We start from the raw sequence: 18,440 nt of genomic DNA, 5'->3' as shown, positions 1-18,440 counted from the left end.
GAAGCGAGCGTGATCCACGCGAAGTGGGCGAGCGGCGTGTCGTGCTCTCTGTCGTGCGTCGCGTGCCGTGCCACGCAGCGCCGCGAGCCCGAACTGCGTCGCTTCGTTTGCCGGACGCGGGCTTCGCATCCGCAGCGCCGCGTGGCGAGCGGCCCGCTACCGTCGGGCTACCAGGGCAAGGAGCCTCGTGACCGCATATCAAACACAGCGGCATACACGACGGCATACAGCGGCACCCAGCGCATGCGATGACCCGAGCGGAATGTCATGAGCGAAGAAAAAACCGAGCAGCCTACCGACAAACGCCTGCGCGACACACGCAAGGACGGCGAGACGTCGAAGAGCGCCGACCTGGTCGACGCCGCGACGATGGCCGCCGTCGTCGGCGTACTCGCGTTCGCGGCGGCGAGCTTCGGCGGCGCGCTGCGTTCGATCGTGACGACCGCGCTCGAGTTCGCGTCGGGCAATCACGATCAGCCGCTCATGTACGGGAAGCTGTTCGACCTCGGTAAACAGGCGCTCATCGTGATCGTGCCGTGCGTGGGCGCCGCGGCGCTCGCGGCAGTGGCCGCGCTGATGCCTCAAGTGGGCTTTCAGATCGCGACCAAGCCTGTCGTGCCCGATCTGAAGCACGTGAGTCCCGTCGACGGCGTGAAGCGGATTTTTTCGTGGCGCACGGTGATCGACCTCGTGAAGATGATCGTCAAGGCCGCGATTATCGGCGTGGTGATGTGGTTCACGATCAAATGGATTTTGCCGTTGATCGTCGGTTCGCTGTATCAGCCGCTGCCGGAATTGTCGAAACTCTTCTGGTCGCTGCTCATCAAGCTCTTTGCCGTTGCGGTGGCCGTGTTCATCGTGATCGGCGTGATCGACGTCAAGCTGCAACGCGTGCTGTTTCTGCGCAAGCTGAAGATGTCGAAGGACGAGGTCAAGCGGGAGCGCAAACAGATGGACGGCGACCCGAAAATCAAGGCGGAACGCAAGAAGCTCGCGCGCGAATTCGCGACGTCGGCAGCGCCCGCGCAGCGCGTCGGCTTCGCGAATGCGCTGATCGTCAATCCGACGCACTATGCGGTCGCGATCCGCTATGCGCCGGCCGAGCATCCGTTGCCGCTCGTGATCGCACGCGGCATGGACGAAAGCGCGGCGCAGTTGCGGCGCTTCGCGCGCGACGCGAATGTGCCGATCATCGGCAACCCGCCGGTCGCGCGCGCGCTCTACAGGGTCGGCATCGACGAGCCGATTCCCGAAGAGCTGTTCGAGACCGTCGCCGCGATTCTCCGCTGGGTCGATGCGATCGGCGCGCGGCAGATCGAGAACCCGCACGGCGGGCACAGCCACGACAGCCACAACAGCCACCACAACCTCCAGAGCCGCGATGTTCAAGACACTTAAGCTACCCGCCGTCGGTGAGATCGGCATCGCGTTGCTGGTGGTCGCGATCATCTCGCTGATGATCCTGCCGCTGCCGCCGTTTCTGATCGACATCCTGCTCGCGATCAACATCACGATCAGCGTGACCTTGCTGATGGTGACCATGTATGTGCCTAACGTGGTGTCGCTTTCGGTGTTTCCGTCGCTACTGCTTTTCACGACGCTATACCGGCTCTCGCTGAACATTGCGTCGACCAAGTCGATTCTGCTGCACGCGGACGCGGGCAACATCATCGAAAGTTTCGGCGAACTCGTGGTGGGCGGCAACCTTGTGGTCGGCATGGTCGTGTTCGTGATCATCACGACCGTGCAGTTCATCGTGATCGCGAAAGGCTCCGAACGCGTGGCCGAAGTCGGCGCGCGCTTCACGCTCGATGCATTGCCCGGCAAACAGATGAGCATCGACGCCGATCTGCGCGCGAACCTTCTCACGCCCGAAGAGGCGCGCCGCAAGCGCGCGACGCTGGCCGTCGAAAGCCAGTTGCACGGCGGCATGGACGGCGCGATGAAGTTCGTCAAGGGCGATGCGGTGGCCGGGCTCATCATCACGCTCATCAACATCATTGCGGGGATCGCGGTGGGCGTCGCGTATCACGAGATGACGGCGGGCGAAGCGGCGAACCGCTTTTCGATTCTGTCGGTCGGCGACGCGATGGTCTCGCAGATTCCGTCGCTGCTGCTTTCGGTGGCCGCGGGCGTCATGATCACACGTGTCTCCGACGAACGCGACGCGCGGCCTCTGTCGCTCGGCGACGAGATCGGTCGCCAGTTGTCGGCAAGCGCCCGCGCGCTCTACTTCGCGAGCCTGCTGCTGCTCGGCTTTGCCGCCGTGCCCGGCTTTCCGACATCGCTGTTCCTGCTGCTCGCGGCGATCCTCGCGTTCTGCGGCTATCGGCTCGGCAAGCGCAAGCCCGCCGCGACCACGCATGCGGGCGAAGCCGTCAACGCGATGCAGCGCGCCGGCTCGAAAGCCGAGACGCCCGCGATTCTCACGCGTGCGCCGCAGTTCACCTGCCCGCTCGGCGTGCGCATCTCGCCCGACCTCGTCGCGCGTCTGTCGACGGCCGCGCTCGACCGCTCGTTCGAAACCGAACGCGCACGTCTGCAGGAGTATCTCGGCTTGCCGTTTCCCGGCATCACGATGTGGACCAGCGACGAGTTGCCCGCGTCGAGCTGCGAACTGCTGATGCACGACGTGCCGTATTGCGCAATCGAATTGCCGCCCGGCAAGGTGATGCTGCCGGACCCGAGGCTCGCCGGCACACGCGAACCAATTTCCGCCGACGCCGAAGCACTCGCCGCGCGTAGTGAAAAACGCCGCGGACTCGACGGCGGCCCCGGGCCCACGTGGTGGATCGACGAAAAGAGCCTGCCGCCGAAGCAACCGGCGTGGCGCGCCGAACAGGTGATCGCGCATGCGTCGGTGGCGATGCTGCGCAAACACGCGTCGCTCTTTCTCGGCATTCAGGAAGTGCAATGGATACTCGATCAGCAGAACGCCGAGTATCCGGGACTCGTCGCCGAAGTGCAGAAAGTGCTGCCGCCGCAGCGTATCGCCGATGTACTTCGCCGGCTGCTGGAAGAGCAGATCCCGATCCGCAACGTGCGCAATATTCTGGAGAGCCTCGTCGTGTGGGGCGCAAAAGAAAAGGACATGCTGATGCTCACCGAATACGTGCGCGGCGACCTCGCGCGCTTTCTCGCGCATCGCGCGGCGGGCGCGGGACGGCAATTGCCCGCGGTACTGTTCGATCTGCCGGTCGAGCAGCATATCCGCCAGGCGATCAAGCAGACGCCGACGGGCAACTTCCTCGCTCTGCCGCCCGATGAAGTCGGTTTTCTGATCGACCGCATTCAATCGTTTGTAGGCGATACGCCGCGTGACGGCGTCGCACTCGTCACGTCGATGGATATACGCCGCTACGTGCGCCGCATGATCGAGGCGCGGCTCGGCTGGCTCGCGGTGTATTCGTATCAGGAACTCGGCGAGCATGTCGAACTGCAGCCGCTCGGCCGCGTGACGATCTAGCCGCGCCGATCGCCTTCACGTTCACGCTCATGACGATCATCGAACCGCGGCCGTTGCGCATCATTCCGTCCGACGCCGATTCGCGTCCCGCCGCCGACGCCGCACGCGCGCGGCGTTTCGATTACGCGGCGCTGGTGCGTCGCACGCGCTCGCAACGCACGCCGGTTTCATTCGACGAAGCCGCAGGCGCGTCGCAAGCCGAGTGCGCGTGCGCAGCAAACGGCGCGGCAGACGACGACGCGCACGCGAACCGCTTCGGCGACGATCACGCCCGCGATTCAAGCGCCAAAACAGAAGCCGAGACCGAAGCCCATGCCGCCGATGAAAGCGCGCGCGCATCGGAACGCGCTATCGCCGCGCACGAAGCGTTGCTACAGCGCTTGCCGCCAGCGACGATGCCCGCCGTCGACGCCCTCTTTCGCACGCAAGGCCATTTCCTCGAACTGGCGCGCTCGCTCGCGCGCGAGGTCGCGGCCTTCTGCGCGGACCCCGCGATCGGCGATGCGGGCAACTGGGAAGTGCGCATTCCGCTCGACGAACGCATTCTGCCGGACACGACGCTCTATCTGTCTCTTTCGCGTTTCTGGTTGTCGCTTCGGTTCGACACGCGGGGCATCGAAACGCGGCAGTTACTCTTCGACCACAGTGCGATGCTCGAACGCGAGCTCGCTTCGCTGCTGAACGCGTGGGGCACGCCGCGCGACATCGAACTGACGGTGTGGTGAGCGCGCCGCCCGTCGTTTATCCTGGCCGACGCTGGCCGCATTCCTGAACCGACGCCGCATGGGTTATTCGATCGCCGAAATGCCAGGGGTGGACGCTGCCGCGGAACGTGCGGCGGCGAGGGTTCCCCAAACGGCGCCCATCGCAAGACTGCCGCTTCGCGCCGTGCCGCCGCTTGCCGCGCGCGTCGCGCGGCTCGTCTGCGATGCCGGCGCTGCGCAATGGCTCGCTCGCGATGCCGCTATCGTCGATTGGCAAGCGACGCTCGAACCCGCTGCCGAGCGCAGTCACGCGCCCTTCGAACAGCCCGGCGTGCTTGATCTCGCGCATGCGGCCGGCGCGGTTCGCGTGCTGTTCGATCTCGCCGCGTATCCTGCCCTCGACATCGCCGCGTTGCCCGACGGCACGCTCTCTCGCGCGCCGGTGCCCGGCGATACGGCTCGCGCGTTGCGCATCGCCGTCGCCGGTGTGCTGCTCGAACCGCTGCTGAAGCGGCTCGCGGCGCTCGGCCTCGGCGATATGCATGTCACGCAGCTAGCGCGCGGCACGCCGCCTGAACCTTCGGCGCACGATTGCGCAACATTCGACGCGACCTTCTCGCTCGACGGCACACGGCATCGCGCGCGCGTGCTGCTTACTGCGTCCGTGGTGGACGCGCTCGAAGCATCGCACGCCACGCGCACAGTCCGCCTTATCGCCGACGCCTTCCGCACGCACGCTTCATCGCAGACACAAAACAGCGCGCCGTTCGACGGCTATAAAGTGCCCGGACGCCTGATACTCGGCTCACGCCGTCTGCCCGTCGACACGTTGCGCGCGCTCGAAGCCGGCGATGTGTTGCTGCGTTCGCTGCCGGGCAATCTGCGCGCGCTGCTGCCGGCCAGCGGCGTAGAACGCATCGACGAAACCTGCGCCGCTCACGCAGCCGACGCCCACGCCGCGACTCACGCCACCCCGCTCGCCGAGCCCGCGATGGCGAGCGCGACCGTGGCCTGGGGCTCGCCCGGCCTGATGCGCGTTCACGCGCAAGTCAACATTGAAGGCCGCAGGCTTTCACTCACGAAGGAGCCCATCATGACCGATGAGCTGGATCCCGTTCGCCCGGACGATTTGCTCGCACCGGATCAACATTCGAATCCGATCGACATCGGCGAACTCGATCTGCCCGTCCAGTTCGAAGTCGACACCGTCGCGCTGCCGCTCTCGCAACTGTATGCGTTGCGCCCCGGCTATGTGCTCGAACTGCCGACGCCGGTTGCCGACGCGCAGCTCAAGCTGGTCACGCATGGCCAGACCATCGGCTATGGCGAGCTCGTGACCGTGGGCGATCATCTGGGCATCCGCATTTTGCGCATGGCGCACGGCGATGGTCCAGTTCAGTGACATCACCGGACTGCTGATCGTCATCGTTGCGATCAGCCTCGTCCCTTTCGTCGCGATGGTCGTCACGTCCTACGCGAAGATCGTCGTGGTGCTCGGCCTGTTGCGCAATGCGCTCGGCGTGCAGCAGGTGCCGCCCAACATGGTGCTCAACGGCGTGGCGATACTCGTGTCGCTGTACGTGATGGCGCCGGTCGGCATGCAGGCGATGCAATCGATGCAGGGCCAAACGATTGCCGGCCAGCCCACTCAGGCGCTGATCCAGGTCTTCAGCGCCGCGCGCGAACCGTTCCGCACGTTCTTGCAGAAGCACACGAACGAGCGCGAAAAGCGCTTCTTCATCCGCTCGGCGAATGTCGTGTGGCCGAAAGACGCCGCGTCGAGCCTGCATGAAAACGACCTCATCGTACTCGCGCCCGCCTTCACGCTGACCGAACTCACCGACGCGTTCAAGATCGGCTTTCTGCTCTACATCGCGTTTATCGTCATCGATCTGATCATCGCCAATGTGCTGCTCGCGATGGGCCTGAATCAGGTCACGCCGACCAACGTCGCGATTCCGTTCAAGCTGCTGTTGTTCGTCGTGATGGACGGCTGGTCGACGCTGATTCACGGCCTTGTGATGACGTATCGTTAGCACGCAAAGATCGGGAACATCGACTCATGGACATCGACTCATGGACATCGACACGCTCGTTCGCTTCACCACTCAGGGCATGCTGCTCTGCATGTATATCTCGCTGCCTATCGTGATCGTCGCCGCGCTCGTGGGACTCGGCGTGTCGTTCCTGCAGGCGATCACGTCGATGCAGGATCAGACGCTTTCGCACGGCGTGAAGCTGATTGCGGTGACGGTCGCGATCGTGATCGCCGCGCCGTTTTCGGCGGCGGCGCTGCTGCACTTCGCGAACGAGATCATGCATACGGCGGTGCCGCAATGACGCGCGTCGGCACATCGATCAACGCGGCGTCGCTGACGGCACACGCGGATGCGGCTCGCGAACGCTCGCAGCAAACAACGGTCGCGCGCTTCGCGGTGTTGTATCGCGGCACGATTACGTTCAGCTATGCGCGCACGCAGCAAGCGGCGATGCGCGGTTCGCAGCTCGCGCGCAAGCTCGCGGCGCTCAACGCGCGCAGGCGCAATGCCGCGCGTCGCACGGGCATGCGACGGCCCATCGTCGTGACGGGTAACGATGCGAGCGAGCATGCGCCCGATGCCGCCGACTCCGGTCGCATAACGCGCGACGGCGGCGGTGGCCGCGGCAATGGCGGGCAATCGCATGACGGCCGCGACGGCGCTGACGGCGAGAATCGCGAGAACGGCGCGCCGCGCACGCAGGTTCGCATGCGCAGCAGCGGCCGGGCGGCGATCGCGGCACCGGAGCGCGGGCCGTTGCAGAAGTTCGTCGAGGTGCAAGCGGGTCATGCCGATCTTTCGGAGATGCTGCCGCGCCTCTGGTGCGACGCATTGCTCGCATCGCGCGATGAAGCCGCCGTGCGTCCGCAGGCATCGCTCGATGCGCTGCTGCATGAGCGCTTCATCGATCTGCTTCGCGTGCAGTTGCAAACCGGTGCGCCCGGCGATGCGGACATGGGCGCATGGCGGCAGCGGCTGATCGACGCGTCGGCATCGCGAGGCGCTGGTTCAGATCGCGCGGGCGCAGGCGCAGGAGGCGAAGCATCGGCGGAACAAATCGGCCGTACAGGACGGCTTAATCTGCTGATGCCGCTGTTGCTGCTTATGTACGGCAAGCCTTCGACATCGCCAATGCGCGAGCGCGCATTGAACGTGCGCATCGTGCAGCGCGGCGCCGCGCTTGCGGCCGCCGCGCGCCGCTAATGCCGCTAATACCGCTAATGCCTCGCATTCTCCCGCCCTCGCGCGCAGTTTCGCTTTCCATGTATCCGCTTCGCATTGTGTGCTGGAACGTCATCGGCGGCGGCTAGAGTGAGTGTCGAAGGCGTGCCGCTGCGCGCCGCATCATCCTTGAACGGGCTTTCCATGACGAAGCTGCTGCGTATCCTGACTGGCGTGCATGCCGGCGCGGAATTGCGTCTCGGCACCGGCGCTCATCGGATCGGCGCGGACGACGACGCCGACATCCGCATCTCCGACTGGCATGGCGACGATGTGCTGCTCATCGTCGATGCGAGCGGCGTGGTGAGCGCGCGTCGGATGATGGCGGTCATGGCGGGAAACTTCGCGGCTCAAAGCAATGAGTCAAGCAGTAACAACAACGAAAGCAACGACGGCACTCAGGGAGCCTTCCCCGCATCGCAAGACGAAGACGAGCCGGGCACCGTCATCCTGCTCGAGTTCGTGCCGATGCAGTTCGGCGATACCGTCGTGTGCATCGGCTCGGACGACGCGGCGTGGCCGAGCGATCTCGACCTGCTGTCCACGCTGCTCGTCAAGCCGGACGAAACCCGGCGCGCGGCGGAGCGCTCGCGCCGCCGCAGAATGACCGGCATCGTCTCGGCGTGCGCGATGCTCGGCGCGGTGCTCGTGATCGGCTCGGTGATGCTGACGACGGCGGTCAGCCGTGCCGCATTGCCGCGCGACGCGGGCGACCTCGCGCAGCGCGTGAATCTCGAACTCGCCGCCGCGCACATGAAGGAACTGCACGCGCAGGTGCGAGGCGCGACGGTGATGGTGAGCGGCATGGTCGCGACGCCCGACGAAGACACGCAGGTGCGCAAGATGCTGATGCGGATCTCGCCGAACGGCATCGTGCGGCACTACGACATCGCGCAAAACGACGTGCGCAACATCGCCGATTCGCTCGCGATGCAGGGACTCAAAGTCGTCTACACAGGACGCGGAAACTTCGAGATCAGCGGCAAGGCGGCCAATCCGCGCGACGTCGAATCGGCCGTCGCGCGCATGCGCCACGATCTCAGCGACAACGTGAAGGACGTGCGTGTGCGCGTCGCGCAAGCTGACGATGCGTTGCCGTCGGCGCCTTCGTTCTCGTTCCTGATGTCCTCCGACGATGTCCGCTACGGCCAGACACCCGACGGCGTCAAACACATTTATACGCAGCCGGAAGAACCGGCTTCGTCGACGGCCGCTGCGGGAAACGTCGCGGGAAACGCCGCGGAAAATAGCGCGAGCGATGCGCAGAAGAATGCGAGTAGCGACGAAACATCCGCCAATAACGGTCCCGCGATAATCGCGAGCGGCGCTGCACGCGGCGTGATGCAGCCCGTCGAGGATATTCCCGCGACGCCGCCCTCGCCCGCCCCGCGCGCGGCGAACAAGACCGCGGCAAACAAAACTGCTTATCTGCCGCTACCGAAGTGAGGTTCCCATGACGCAAACATCGAACATCTACGCGCCGCTCGAAGCGTGCGCCGCCGACTTCAACGATCTGCAGAAGACGCTCGCCGATCCGGCCGGCGGACCGCGTCTTGCCGCAATACGCGAGGCGCTCGAGGCGACCGCGAAAAACGTCGGCGAGGCGCACGGCGCAACCGAACTCGACCGCAACGATCTCGCGAAGCTCTATCGCGGTCTGCTCGCCGCGAGTCGCATCGTCGGGCAGCTTGCGGACAAACGCGGCGCAACCTGAGCGCCGCGCACGAGGCTCGCCCCTGTGCGGCGGCTGTGGTTGCCTGCCGCACAGGGCAGCATTTCTTCTTAACTTGAGCACGAGGAGGTCTTATGTCTATCGGTCCGGCAATGGGTGCGATCACCGGCATGGCCGCGCAAGGCAGCACCGCTGCTATCGGCGCGGCGCAGGCCACGCTGCAGATGTCGCTGGCGGGCGCGGTTGCCAACACCATGAAAACCGCGGGTCAGACGATCCAGGGCGGCACCGGGCATTAAGCGCCAGGCGCGCCGCAAACCGCGCTGCGGAATGCGGTGCAAGCTTGTCGCCAGTTTGCCGGCCGGCTCGCGGTTCGCCGCGTGCCGGCTCTTTGCGTCATCGGCGGGATTTTATTGAGTTGCGCGGGCCTTTGATTTGGACACCAACGATAGTTCGGAGCGCTACGCATCATTGGTGCGCGATCTGTGCGCGACGGTCGGCCTCGCGGATGCCGAGCATGTGTTGCGCACGCGCTCGATCGAGGTGGAAGGCTTCGACGTGCGGCTCGAACACTTCGAAAACGATCTCGACGCGCTCTACGCCAATTTTCATTACGGCACGGTGACGGCCGGCCGTACGCTGGTCGTGTTCCGGCTGATGCTGGAAGCGAACCTGCTCATCTACGCGCAAGACCAGGCGCAACTCGGGCTCGATACGGATACGGGCGGCATCGTGCTCGTGCTTCGCGTGCCGATGACTTACGACGTCGACGGCGCCGCGCTCGCCGATCTGCTCGCGCACTATGCCGAGCATGGCCGCTATTGGCGGAAGAACATCATCGAATCGACGGATGAGATGTTCGAAGGGATCGTGGCGGGGGAATTTACGTGGCTGCGTGCTTGAAACGACGCGAGTTGCTGCGCGACGGTGTCGAACCTGTTCCCGTGACGCAGCCGCCAACTTGATGACGCACACGCAAGCGCAGACGCGACCGCGTACAGCGGCCGGTCAAGCGCTGCATGACAGCCGGCTCACGTCGCGCCGTGAATCACCTCGCCGACACGCTTCGTGAATTCAACGAGCAACGCGATGTTGGCGAACATGTCCCTCGCGGCGGCCGCGTCGAATGCGGCTTGCCCGATAGGAGGCGCGTCGGAGAATCGCGTTTGCACGGGCCGAACCGGCAGCGTGCGCGTCCACGACGACTGGCTATCGTCGTCGACGCGTGCCGCGCCTGGCGCGATCACCACGACACTTGGTCTGCGCAGCACCGGCAGATTGTCGCCGCCCTTGCGCAACAGGCTGAACTTGACCGGGCCTTGCGGCGGCGATGCGATGTCGCGCAACTGCGCCAGTTCGCCTGCGAGCTTGACACTCGTCGGCACGAGCGCCGCGCGCCCGGCGGCTTTCTCTGACCACGCGTGATGACCTGCACCTTCTATGCCGCCGACGCTCGCCGCCGGCAATGCGGCAATGGCTTTGCTGCCCACGTTGGACTCTCCCAGGTTCGGCGCGGCAAACCGGCATGTGCCGCCATGACGGCACCTTAGCGTTGGCTCGCACGCGACGTATCCGGCCGAGCGAAATGCCGGCAGGCGATGCGAACGCGTGTGCCTTCCCCTTCGCATTTGCGCCTCCGCCTTCGCGGCATCCGCGATGTGTCATGCATCTCTTCATCGACAATCGGATCAAACGCCGCGCCTGGAGATCTCCGATGTCGCCATCGCCATTCCGCTTTCCCGCGCTGATCGAATCCGCCGACCTGCTGATGCGGCCGCCCGAGCCGCGCGATGCCGAAGCGCTTTTCGAAGCCATGCTCGGCGATGCCGCGACGACGCGCGACCTCAGTTTCAAGCGTCACACGCAACTCGACGAGACACTCGCATTCATCGACGATTCCGTGCAAGGCTGGCGCGACGGCACACTGATCCGCTGGGTTCTCGAAGACCGCGCGAGCGGCCGGCTCACCGGCATGATCGAATTGCGGCCGCATCCGCCGCGCGTCGAAGTCGGCGTGATGATCAGCCGGCGCGGCGGTGCGCGTCGCCGGCGCGCGGGCCTGCATGCGCTGCGCAAGCTGCTCGCGTGGATGCTCGCGCAGCCGCCGATTCTGCGCATTTACGCGTATTGCGCCGTGGATGGCGACGCGCACAGCAGCATGGAGAAGCTCGGCTTCACACTCGAAGCGAAGCTGACGAATTACGAATGCCGGCCCAATCGCGGCCTGCTGGCCGGCGACAGTTATCTCTATGCGATGACGCGTCCGCTGCAAGCGCCCGACGACACGCCTGCGACACGCTGGCTCAATGAATACGCGTCGCTGGACGCACATCTCGACACGGGCGACGTCCACGATCCAGCGAATGCGCGCGCCGCTGCGGAAGAATCACACATCGTCGCTTCGTAATTCGATGCCGCGCTTCGCATCGCGCGGCGCCGCAGCAACCGGCTGTCACATTGCGAGGACATAGTGCAACGCGGTCTCCTTCTGCCGCGTCGACATGTTCCGCTATCGCCCGCTCGATGTTTCGTCCGCTGACAGCCTGATCGAAAACGCGCCTGCCGCGGCGCAAGCGGAGGCCGCGGCGGCGCTCCCGCCGACGCCGACGCGGCGGCGCATGCCTGAGTGGTTTCGCGGGGCGCTTGCGCGGCCCGCGCGGGTCGTCGGCGCGCGCCGCGTCGAATTGAGCACCGCGCTGTTTCAGCACAGCACGCAGGGCAGCGCATCGGGGCCCGGGGATCACGCGCCTGGGGAGCGCCGCTTTCCGCCTATCACCACGGCGAGACATGCGCGGCGCGGGACCGATCCGTTGGCGGATATGGCACTGCTGGCCGCGGGTGCTGGTGGTGCTTTGGGTACGCGCGAAGGTGGCGCCGTCGCGCATGACATAGATGAAGCGGATCAGGCAGCGACGTCATCGCGGCGGATTCCGCTCGATGCCATCACGACACGCGCCGGGCTTGTTGGGTATGTGCAGCGGCTATTTAACGACGGCTTCGAGCAGCCAGTCGATGCAGCGGCCCTTGCTGATCGTTTGCATCGACTTTGCTCGGCTGAGGAGCGGGTCGGTGCTGCCTCGCTCTCCGCTTACGGGACGGCCAATGAAACCCTCAGCGGTATCGCAAACCACACCGCCAATGCGACCACCAGCGAGACCGCCAACGACATTGCGAACCGCGCCGCTAACAACACCACCACCAACACCACCACCAACGAAATCGCCAACGAGCTTGCGAACGACATCGCGAACAATACCGCCGACCACGCCACCGATCTCAACGACATGCAAGCGGCGCTGCGGGGCGCACTGTTAGCCGACGCGCTCGCCCAAGCGGGCGCGGCCGATTGCCGATCCGCGCATCTGATGATCGAGCGCATCGGCATGCTCGACTTCGCGGCACCGCATCTGCGGCGTTCGGCGAGCGACGCCGAGCGCGACGCATGGCGCGCGGCGCGCGTGCTCGCGCGCTCCGGCGAGGGCCGCGCGATACTCACCGCGCTGCGCAGCGCGACGCTCAATCCCTACGACAACGACCTCCATCGCTTCGGCGTCGAAGCGTTGTTGACGAGCGCCAATGCACTCAAGCCGATCCACGCAGACGATTCGACCGCAACCGACGATCCCGCGCCCGGCGCACTCGCGGCCCGCATAAGCACGATCGGCGAAAATCCGCGAGCCGCGGCTGCGCCCACAACGAATAGTGCTGGCGCCACGACGCTGGCCGCACGCGCATTCGATGCCGCATCGACCCTGCTGACCCACGGGCGCGACGCATTGACCGCCGATCAGCGAGGCGCGCTGTTCGCGTGGCGTCAGTCGTTCCGTGGCGACGGGCGCCACAGCGAGTTGTCGCAAACGAAGCAGCGCCTCGCGCGCTTCACGGAAAACACGATTCCGCGCGTCGGCGAAAAACGTTGGAAGACGTTGCTGCCGCGCATGTTCCGCGGTCGGCACGGTTCACCGCTTTCCGCGCTGCGTCTCGGCACTCAGGGCGTGCCGCGCCAAACCATCGCCGCCGAAGAGGCGAAGGTCCGCAAGCACTTGCAGGCGGCGCTGCCGCAGTTGCTAGAAAGCCCGGCGATGGATCCGCGCGCGGCGCTCGCTCATGCACGGCCCGAGGCGTCGCTCGCGGAACTCGCGGCGCTAAGCGTCTGGCTGGAGCGCGGCGGCTTTCCACCCGGCCGTCCCGATGACGACACGCTGCGCGCGATCGCGCAGCGCGCTCACGCGATGTGCGAGGAAGCGACGCAGCCGGTGCAGGCTGGCGCGAATTCATCCACATCGGCATCAGCAGCCCACGCCCCGATGCCGCGCCGCCTCCGCGCCAGCCTCCGCCGAACCACCGCCGCCTGGCTCACAATGCCGCCGCAGCAGTTCGCGAAAACGCGGCCATTCCGCTTGATCGCGAAGCGCCCGTTCACCGTCGAACGCCTTGCGGTGTGGGGCAAGGTGGCGGGCCTGCCCGACGACGCGCCGTTCTGGCACACCGTGAACGAGTTGCGCGCGGCCACGCAGCATGCGCCGGACATGCGCGCCGCGAACAATGTCGACGATGTGCGCGAGACGCTGGTCGACGTGGCCGCGAATCTGCAATCCGGGCAGCGTCTGCGCCTCACCGACGGCGGGCGGCAAGGCATCAGCACGCGCGGCCTGAACATCACCGTGGAAACCGTTCTGCGCGGACACGGCATGCCGATTTCGCCGCGCCTCGATCTGCGCGCGTCGCGCACCCGCGAGGCGGTGATCGACATCAGCCGCTCGACGCATGGCGCGGCGCTCTTCATCGGCACTGCGAAGTCGAGCATGCGGCACGTCGGCGCGGGGCTGCTGGTCGGCTATGACGTGAGCACCGCGTTGACGGCGCTGCGCGCGGGACTCGTCGCGAACGCCACGCTGCATGCGCGCGAACTCAGCGAGCCGCGCGGCGTGACGCTGCGCGTCGCGCGGCGGTTGCTTCCCGACGGCAGCGGCTACGACGACGCGTCGCTGCGCGCGAAGCTGGCCGGCATCGTCGAGCATCTGTTCGACGAATCGGCCAGCGCGCACGACGACGGGCCCGAAGGCGTCTGGAATCGCCTCGCGTCGCGCTACTGGGACGACGCGGACGTGTCCATCAGTTGGACCGATGCTCACACGCTCAACCGCCGGCGCGGCGTCACGCTCGACGCGAACGCGACGGCCAGGGTCGCGAGCTTCGGCCGCGACACCGTCGTCGATCCGGGAAGCGGCGAACGCACGCGTCCGTTGTCGGTGCGAACCGGGCCGTCGGCGGGCGGCGGCTGGCAGCGCTCGCGTCAGAGCGCGGAAGTGGTCGAGCGCAGCGGCCGCGTGCAGGTCGAAGAGCATCGTGTCGGCATCGGCAGCCATTGGCAGTTGCGTGGCGGCATCGCGCCGGGCTTTTCTCATCCGCTCGATGGCGAGGGCCGGCACACGGTGGGCCTCTTTTCTATCGACGCGCCCGCCGCGACGATGACCCTGCGCGAGCGCAACCGTTCCGCGAAGCTGCTGCTCGTGCGCGAGGATGGCCGGCTCAATCATCGCGGCTCGATTCTCGACATCGAGTATCTGGACGCGCGGACCTACACGCGCGCCGTCGATGACGCTCGCGGCGAGCTCGTCGCGCTCTTTGCCGCCGAGGCTCTCGCGCGCCGCGAGCGCAACGAGGCGCTCGGCAAGAGGGGTCATGCGAGTCATGTGCGTTACGAACCTTCGCCGGACGCGCAGGCGGCGGAGCGCATCGACGAGCATCTGGCGAGCGTGCGCAAGAACCAGCGGCCGAATTTGACGTATGTGCAGCGCTATCGATTGCGGCGGCAGGCCGCATTGCGGCTCGACGCGAATCACGCGGCGCTCGCGCAGGCGGGCGGCGACGCTCGGCTTCAGACGCGCATCGCCGCGGCTAACGCGACGATCCTGGACGACCCCGCTTCGTGGATGGCCATCGAGCTGAAAGTGAAGGAGCGCAATGCGAGCGCGCGCAGCTTCGGCCCCAACGCCGTGCTGCAACTGACGACAAGGACCGGCGCTGTGGGCGATCGGGAGATTGTGACGGAGGGTGTGCCGTTTGAGGTGCTGGAGGCGTTGGATCGGTGAGGGTGAGCGAGAGCGCGGTGTAGAAGGTGCTGCAAGCGTTGATCGCTGAGTGCGGTCGCGGGCGCGACGTTCCAGACCTTGCAAGCGTGGGATCGATGAGTTCGCCGAGGACGCGACGTCCAGGACGCTGAGCGCGATCCCGCTTCGCGTGTGCGATGGAGGGTTCGCATCGGCGGATATAAGTCCTTCGCAGGAAGACGACAATCCGCTGATTGAGCCGTTCCGCGGCACAGGAGGAATCATGTCGACTCCCGTTGGCGGCAACCCGCCATTCTCCGATCCGCGCATCGGCAACGGTCAGTATGGTCCGCAAGGGCCTGACGATGCACATTCGCCAGCAGGTCCGCACGCGCCAGGCGGCGCTCGGGCCCGGCCGGGCTCGAACTCGCCTATCGATGGTCTTCCGCACGCGGCAAGCGGTACGTCCGGGGACGGTGCGCGAAGGGTGCAATGGGGCGCGAGCGGGGGTGGTGGTGCTGCAAGCGTCAGTGGTGCCGGTGTTGGTAACGCCGGCGCCGCTGGCCCCTCTCCCGGCGCTTTCGGCGGGCCGAGTTCCGCCGCTGCCGGGCAGCCTCACCCTCCGTATCCGCCGCATCCACCGCACCCGCCGCACGCCCCGAATTACCAGCCGCCCGCGCAAGGTCTTACCCAGCCGTGGCAAGGCAGGTCCAGCATGAAGGGTTGGGCCGTGGTCGCGGGGCTGATGACGATACCCTCGGTGCTGTCGCTCGGAATGATGGGCGGCGGCATGTCGTTCGGCGCGATGAGCGCGCTGTTCGGACTGAGTTCGATTGCGGAGATGGGCGTGCTCGGCATGCTGCTGTTCCGCAGCAGCAGCGGCGCGGGACAACTCGGCGCGCGTTGGCGTCAATATGGGCAGCAGTCGGCGCCGTACGCGCAGCCCTGGCAAGGAGGGCCGCAGGCGCCGTATTCAGGCGCGCCTGGTCAGCCGCCGTTTTCGCCACCGCCTTATGCGCTGCCGACGGGTTGGGAGGGTTATGCGGCGGCGTACGGCTGGCCTTCGCCGGGTGCGCAGCCTTATTCATCGCAACCGATGAACCCCGCGCCGCAGTCTGGATGGGGGCAGCCGCCTCCTGGACATGCGCAGGGCTATCCGCCTGCGTCAGCGCAACCGCAAAGCTATCCGCCCACGGCGGCACAACCGCAAGGCTATGCACCCGCGTCGGCACAACCGCAAGGCTATCCACCCGCGCCCACCCAACCGCCGCCGAGCACTGGCTGGGCGCAGCAGCCGCATGGACATGGCGCCCCGCCACCTATGCGCCTGCCGTACCGGCCTCGGCCTGCGTTGCCGCCCGGTCCGAACGCAGGTGGAGATGACGTTACTGGTTGAGCGTTCTGGCCGCTAGGCAAGCGGGTGCCTGGCGACTCCCAAAGCGGGAGCGGCATCGAAATCGGCTTACGCATTGGCACTGTGGTCGGCTTGAGCATTCGCAGCGGCTTCAGCTTCCACTTCGGTATCGGCGTTCGGTTTCGCTTCGGCTTCGGCTTCGGCTTCGGCTTCGGCTTCGGCTTCAGCTTACGTTTCGGCTTCGGCACCCGCTTAGCTTCCGGCTTCACTTCGCATCGCATCGGCATCGCCCCACTCCGCCCCCCCCACTTCGCATCCCCACTTCCCCCTTCGCGCCTGCAAGCCATCTGCATGGACCGGTTTCTACGCTCGATCAGGTCATCCCCGACCGGACGAAGCCATGTCGCTTGCCCCCAGCGTGCAGCAGTTCCTCGCGCGTCGCACGAGCGCCGGCGCGCAGACTCTCGACGCCCTCGAGCTGCGCACCGCGCGGCAGCGCTTCGATTACTACACGCCGCTCGGCGACGTGCCGCCGCGCGCGCTCGCGGCCGTCGAAGACCTGACGATCGAAACGCGCGACCACGCCCGGCTGGACGCGCGCGTCTACTATCCGGCGCCGCCGTGCTGGGCCGATCCGCAGCCCGCCTTGCTGTTCTTTCATTCGGGCGGCTATGTGGTCGGCAGCGTCACGACCGCCGACGCGCTATGCCGCGCGCTCGCCGACGAAGCCGGCTGCGCGGTCGTCTCGGTCGGCTATCGGCTCGCGCCGGAATACCGCTTCCCGCATGCCGTCGACGATGCATTCGACGCCCTCCGCTGGCTGCATGCGAACGCGGCGTCGCTGGCCATCGACGGCACGCGGCTCGCCGTCGGCGGCGAAAGCTCCGGGGCCACGCTCGCGACAGTCTGCGCGGTCGGCGCGCGTGACAGCGGCATCCGTCTCGCGCTGCAACTGCTGGTTTATCCGGCGCTGTCGGCGGGAATGGAAACCGAAGCGCATCGTCAATATGGCGACGGCTATTTTCTGTCGCTCGACATCATCCGCTGGATTCAGCGGCATTACCTCGCCACTGCGGATGACCGCCGCGACTGGCGCTTCGCGCCGCTCGACGGCGAGCGCGACGCCCCGCGCGACTGGAGCGGCCTCGCGCCCGCATGGATCGTCTCGGCGGAATACGACCCGCTGCGCGACGAACACGCGCGCTACGTCGACAAACTGAAGCGCCACGGCAACGAAGCGAGCGTCGTCTATTACCCAGGCATGATCCACGGCTTTTTCTCGATGGGCGGCATGATTCCCGAGGCGTCGCTCGCGCATCGCGATGCCGCCCGCATGCTGCGCTCAGCGTTGGGCATCCCGTGAATCGGACACGCGCTCGATTCCCGCGCCACTATCTCGCCGCTCGGGCAGCACGTTCCAGCCGCGCAGGATCGCCGCGATCTGCCGCGCGTAGCGGTCGCGCAATGCCGGCGTCGCCGAATGGTAGGCGCCCACCGCCGCCCACGTATTGCCGTACCTGACGATCTGCCGCCGCAATTGCCACGCGGCGATGTAGATGTTCTTGCACGGCGTCATCAGTTCGTCGCGCGTGATGCCGTAGCGCGACAGCGTGCGCAAATGAATCGAGTTGATCTGCATGACGCCGTAATCGGTCGAGCCGTTCGCGTTCGCATGCGTCGCGCCAGGCTGGTTGCGCGACTCCTGCCACGCGATCGCGCGCAGAATCAGCGGATTGACATGCTGATAGGCGGCGGCATCGTCGAAACAGTTGGCCTGCGCGGGCGTTGCGGCGCTCGCCGCGCACGCAATCGCCAAGCCGACGGCACACGCATGCACGCGCGATGCAGCATGCGCGCGCAGGGCTCGCGCATCGACGCGACGAGTCGGGCAGAAGGCGGAAAGCACTGACGTCACGATTAAAACGCGTCTG

17 protein-coding genes are annotated in these 18,440 nt (G+C 66.4%); 15 read left to right on the top strand and 2 right to left on the bottom strand.

The window, feature by feature from the left end:
* The first annotated feature begins 267 nt into the window (after positions 1-267).
* The 11 genes from sctU (at position 268) to ABIE53_RS29335 (ending at position 10,005) form a co-directional block, all read left to right on the top strand.
* A complete protein-coding gene (sctU, locus tag ABIE53_RS29385) occupies positions 268-1,398 on the top strand; it encodes a type III secretion system export apparatus subunit SctU (protein WP_192698964.1) in 1,131 nt (376 codons plus the stop codon).
* Complete coding sequence (gene sctV, locus ABIE53_RS29380) at positions 1,382-3,466, top strand: type III secretion system export apparatus subunit SctV (protein ID WP_192698965.1); 2,085 nt, start codon at positions 1,382-1,384, stop codon at positions 3,464-3,466. The genes sctU and sctV overlap by 17 nt, the downstream gene beginning before the upstream one ends.
* A 29-nt stretch (positions 3,467-3,495) precedes the next feature.
* Entirely contained in the window at positions 3,496-4,191 is a 696-nt protein-coding gene (gene sctP, locus ABIE53_RS29375) for a type III secretion system protein SctP (RefSeq protein ID WP_192698966.1), read from the top strand.
* A 58-nt stretch (positions 4,192-4,249) separates the two neighbouring features.
* Positions 4,250-5,572, top strand: a complete 1,323-nt coding sequence (gene sctQ / locus ABIE53_RS29370) for a type III secretion system cytoplasmic ring protein SctQ (RefSeq protein ID WP_192698967.1) — start codon at positions 4,250-4,252, stop codon at positions 5,570-5,572.
* On the top strand, positions 5,556-6,206 hold the full coding sequence (sctR, locus tag ABIE53_RS29365; protein ID WP_053860688.1) for a type III secretion system export apparatus subunit SctR: 651 nt from the start codon (positions 5,556-5,558) through the stop codon (positions 6,204-6,206). Before sctQ ends, sctR begins: the two co-directional genes overlap by 17 nt.
* A gap of 40 nt (positions 6,207-6,246) precedes the next feature.
* Positions 6,247-6,510 (top strand): type III secretion system export apparatus subunit SctS, encoded by a 264-nt coding sequence (sctS, locus tag ABIE53_RS29360; protein WP_006047114.1) that lies wholly within the window; start codon positions 6,247-6,249, stop codon positions 6,508-6,510.
* Entirely contained in the window at positions 6,507-7,412 is a 906-nt protein-coding gene (locus ABIE53_RS29355; RefSeq protein ID WP_192698968.1) for a hypothetical protein, read from the top strand. Before sctS ends, ABIE53_RS29355 begins: the two co-directional genes overlap by 4 nt.
* A gap of 162 nt (positions 7,413-7,574) precedes the next feature.
* Positions 7,575-8,876 carry a secretion protein gene (locus tag ABIE53_RS29350; protein ID WP_192698969.1) on the top strand — a complete coding sequence of 434 codons (1,302 nt, stop codon included), beginning with the start codon at positions 7,575-7,577 and terminating at the stop codon, positions 8,874-8,876.
* 7 nt (positions 8,877-8,883) lie between these two features.
* Positions 8,884-9,144, top strand: coding sequence for a hypothetical protein (locus ABIE53_RS29345; RefSeq protein WP_006047111.1), 261 nt, complete (start codon positions 8,884-8,886; stop codon positions 9,142-9,144).
* A gap of 92 nt (positions 9,145-9,236) precedes the next feature.
* Positions 9,237-9,401 carry a hypothetical protein gene (locus ABIE53_RS29340; protein ID WP_006047110.1) on the top strand — a complete coding sequence of 55 codons (165 nt, stop codon included), beginning with the start codon at positions 9,237-9,239 and terminating at the stop codon, positions 9,399-9,401.
* Positions 9,402-9,537: 136 nt separating this feature from the next.
* Positions 9,538-10,005, top strand: coding sequence for a CesT family type III secretion system chaperone (locus ABIE53_RS29335; protein ID WP_029970641.1), 468 nt, complete (start codon positions 9,538-9,540; stop codon positions 10,003-10,005).
* A 128-nt stretch (positions 10,006-10,133) separates the two neighbouring features.
* Here ABIE53_RS29335 and ABIE53_RS29330 read toward each other — a convergent pair whose 3' ends face one another.
* Positions 10,134-10,592, bottom strand: a complete 459-nt coding sequence (locus ABIE53_RS29330; protein WP_310075119.1) for a hypothetical protein — start codon at positions 10,590-10,592, stop codon at positions 10,134-10,136.
* A 224-nt stretch (positions 10,593-10,816) separates the two neighbouring features.
* On the opposite strand from ABIE53_RS29330, the gene ABIE53_RS29325 reads away from it, so the two are divergent.
* The 4 genes from ABIE53_RS29325 to ABIE53_RS29310 all read left to right on the top strand — a co-directional run bounded on the left by ABIE53_RS29325 (position 10,817) and on the right by ABIE53_RS29310 (position 17,872).
* A complete protein-coding gene (locus tag ABIE53_RS29325) occupies positions 10,817-11,509 on the top strand; it encodes a GNAT family N-acetyltransferase (protein ID WP_192698970.1) in 693 nt (230 codons plus the stop codon).
* Between the two features lie 94 nt (positions 11,510-11,603).
* Complete coding sequence (locus ABIE53_RS29320) at positions 11,604-15,197, top strand: autotransporter (protein ID WP_192698971.1); 3,594 nt, start codon at positions 11,604-11,606, stop codon at positions 15,195-15,197.
* Positions 15,198-15,870: 673 nt separating this feature from the next.
* On the top strand, positions 15,871-16,551 hold the full coding sequence (locus ABIE53_RS29315; RefSeq protein ID WP_310075114.1) for a hypothetical protein: 681 nt from the start codon (positions 15,871-15,873) through the stop codon (positions 16,549-16,551).
* A gap of 358 nt (positions 16,552-16,909) precedes the next feature.
* Positions 16,910-17,872: an alpha/beta hydrolase gene (locus ABIE53_RS29310; protein WP_192698973.1), complete on the top strand. Its 963-nt coding sequence runs from the start codon at positions 16,910-16,912 to the stop codon at positions 17,870-17,872.
* On the opposite strand, the gene ABIE53_RS29305 is transcribed toward ABIE53_RS29310, so the two are convergent.
* Positions 17,852-18,346: a lytic transglycosylase domain-containing protein gene (locus ABIE53_RS29305; protein ID WP_006047103.1), complete on the bottom strand. Its 495-nt coding sequence runs from the start codon at positions 18,344-18,346 to the stop codon at positions 17,852-17,854. The genes ABIE53_RS29310 and ABIE53_RS29305 overlap by 21 nt on opposite strands.
* Positions 18,347-18,440: the final 94 nt, after the last annotated feature.

This window comes from Paraburkholderia sp. OAS925 (assembly GCF_040543975.1).
In the GTDB taxonomy this organism is placed as follows: domain Bacteria; phylum Pseudomonadota; class Gammaproteobacteria; order Burkholderiales; family Burkholderiaceae; genus Paraburkholderia; species Paraburkholderia graminis.
This window is presented reverse-complemented; position numbering and strand designations above follow the sequence as displayed.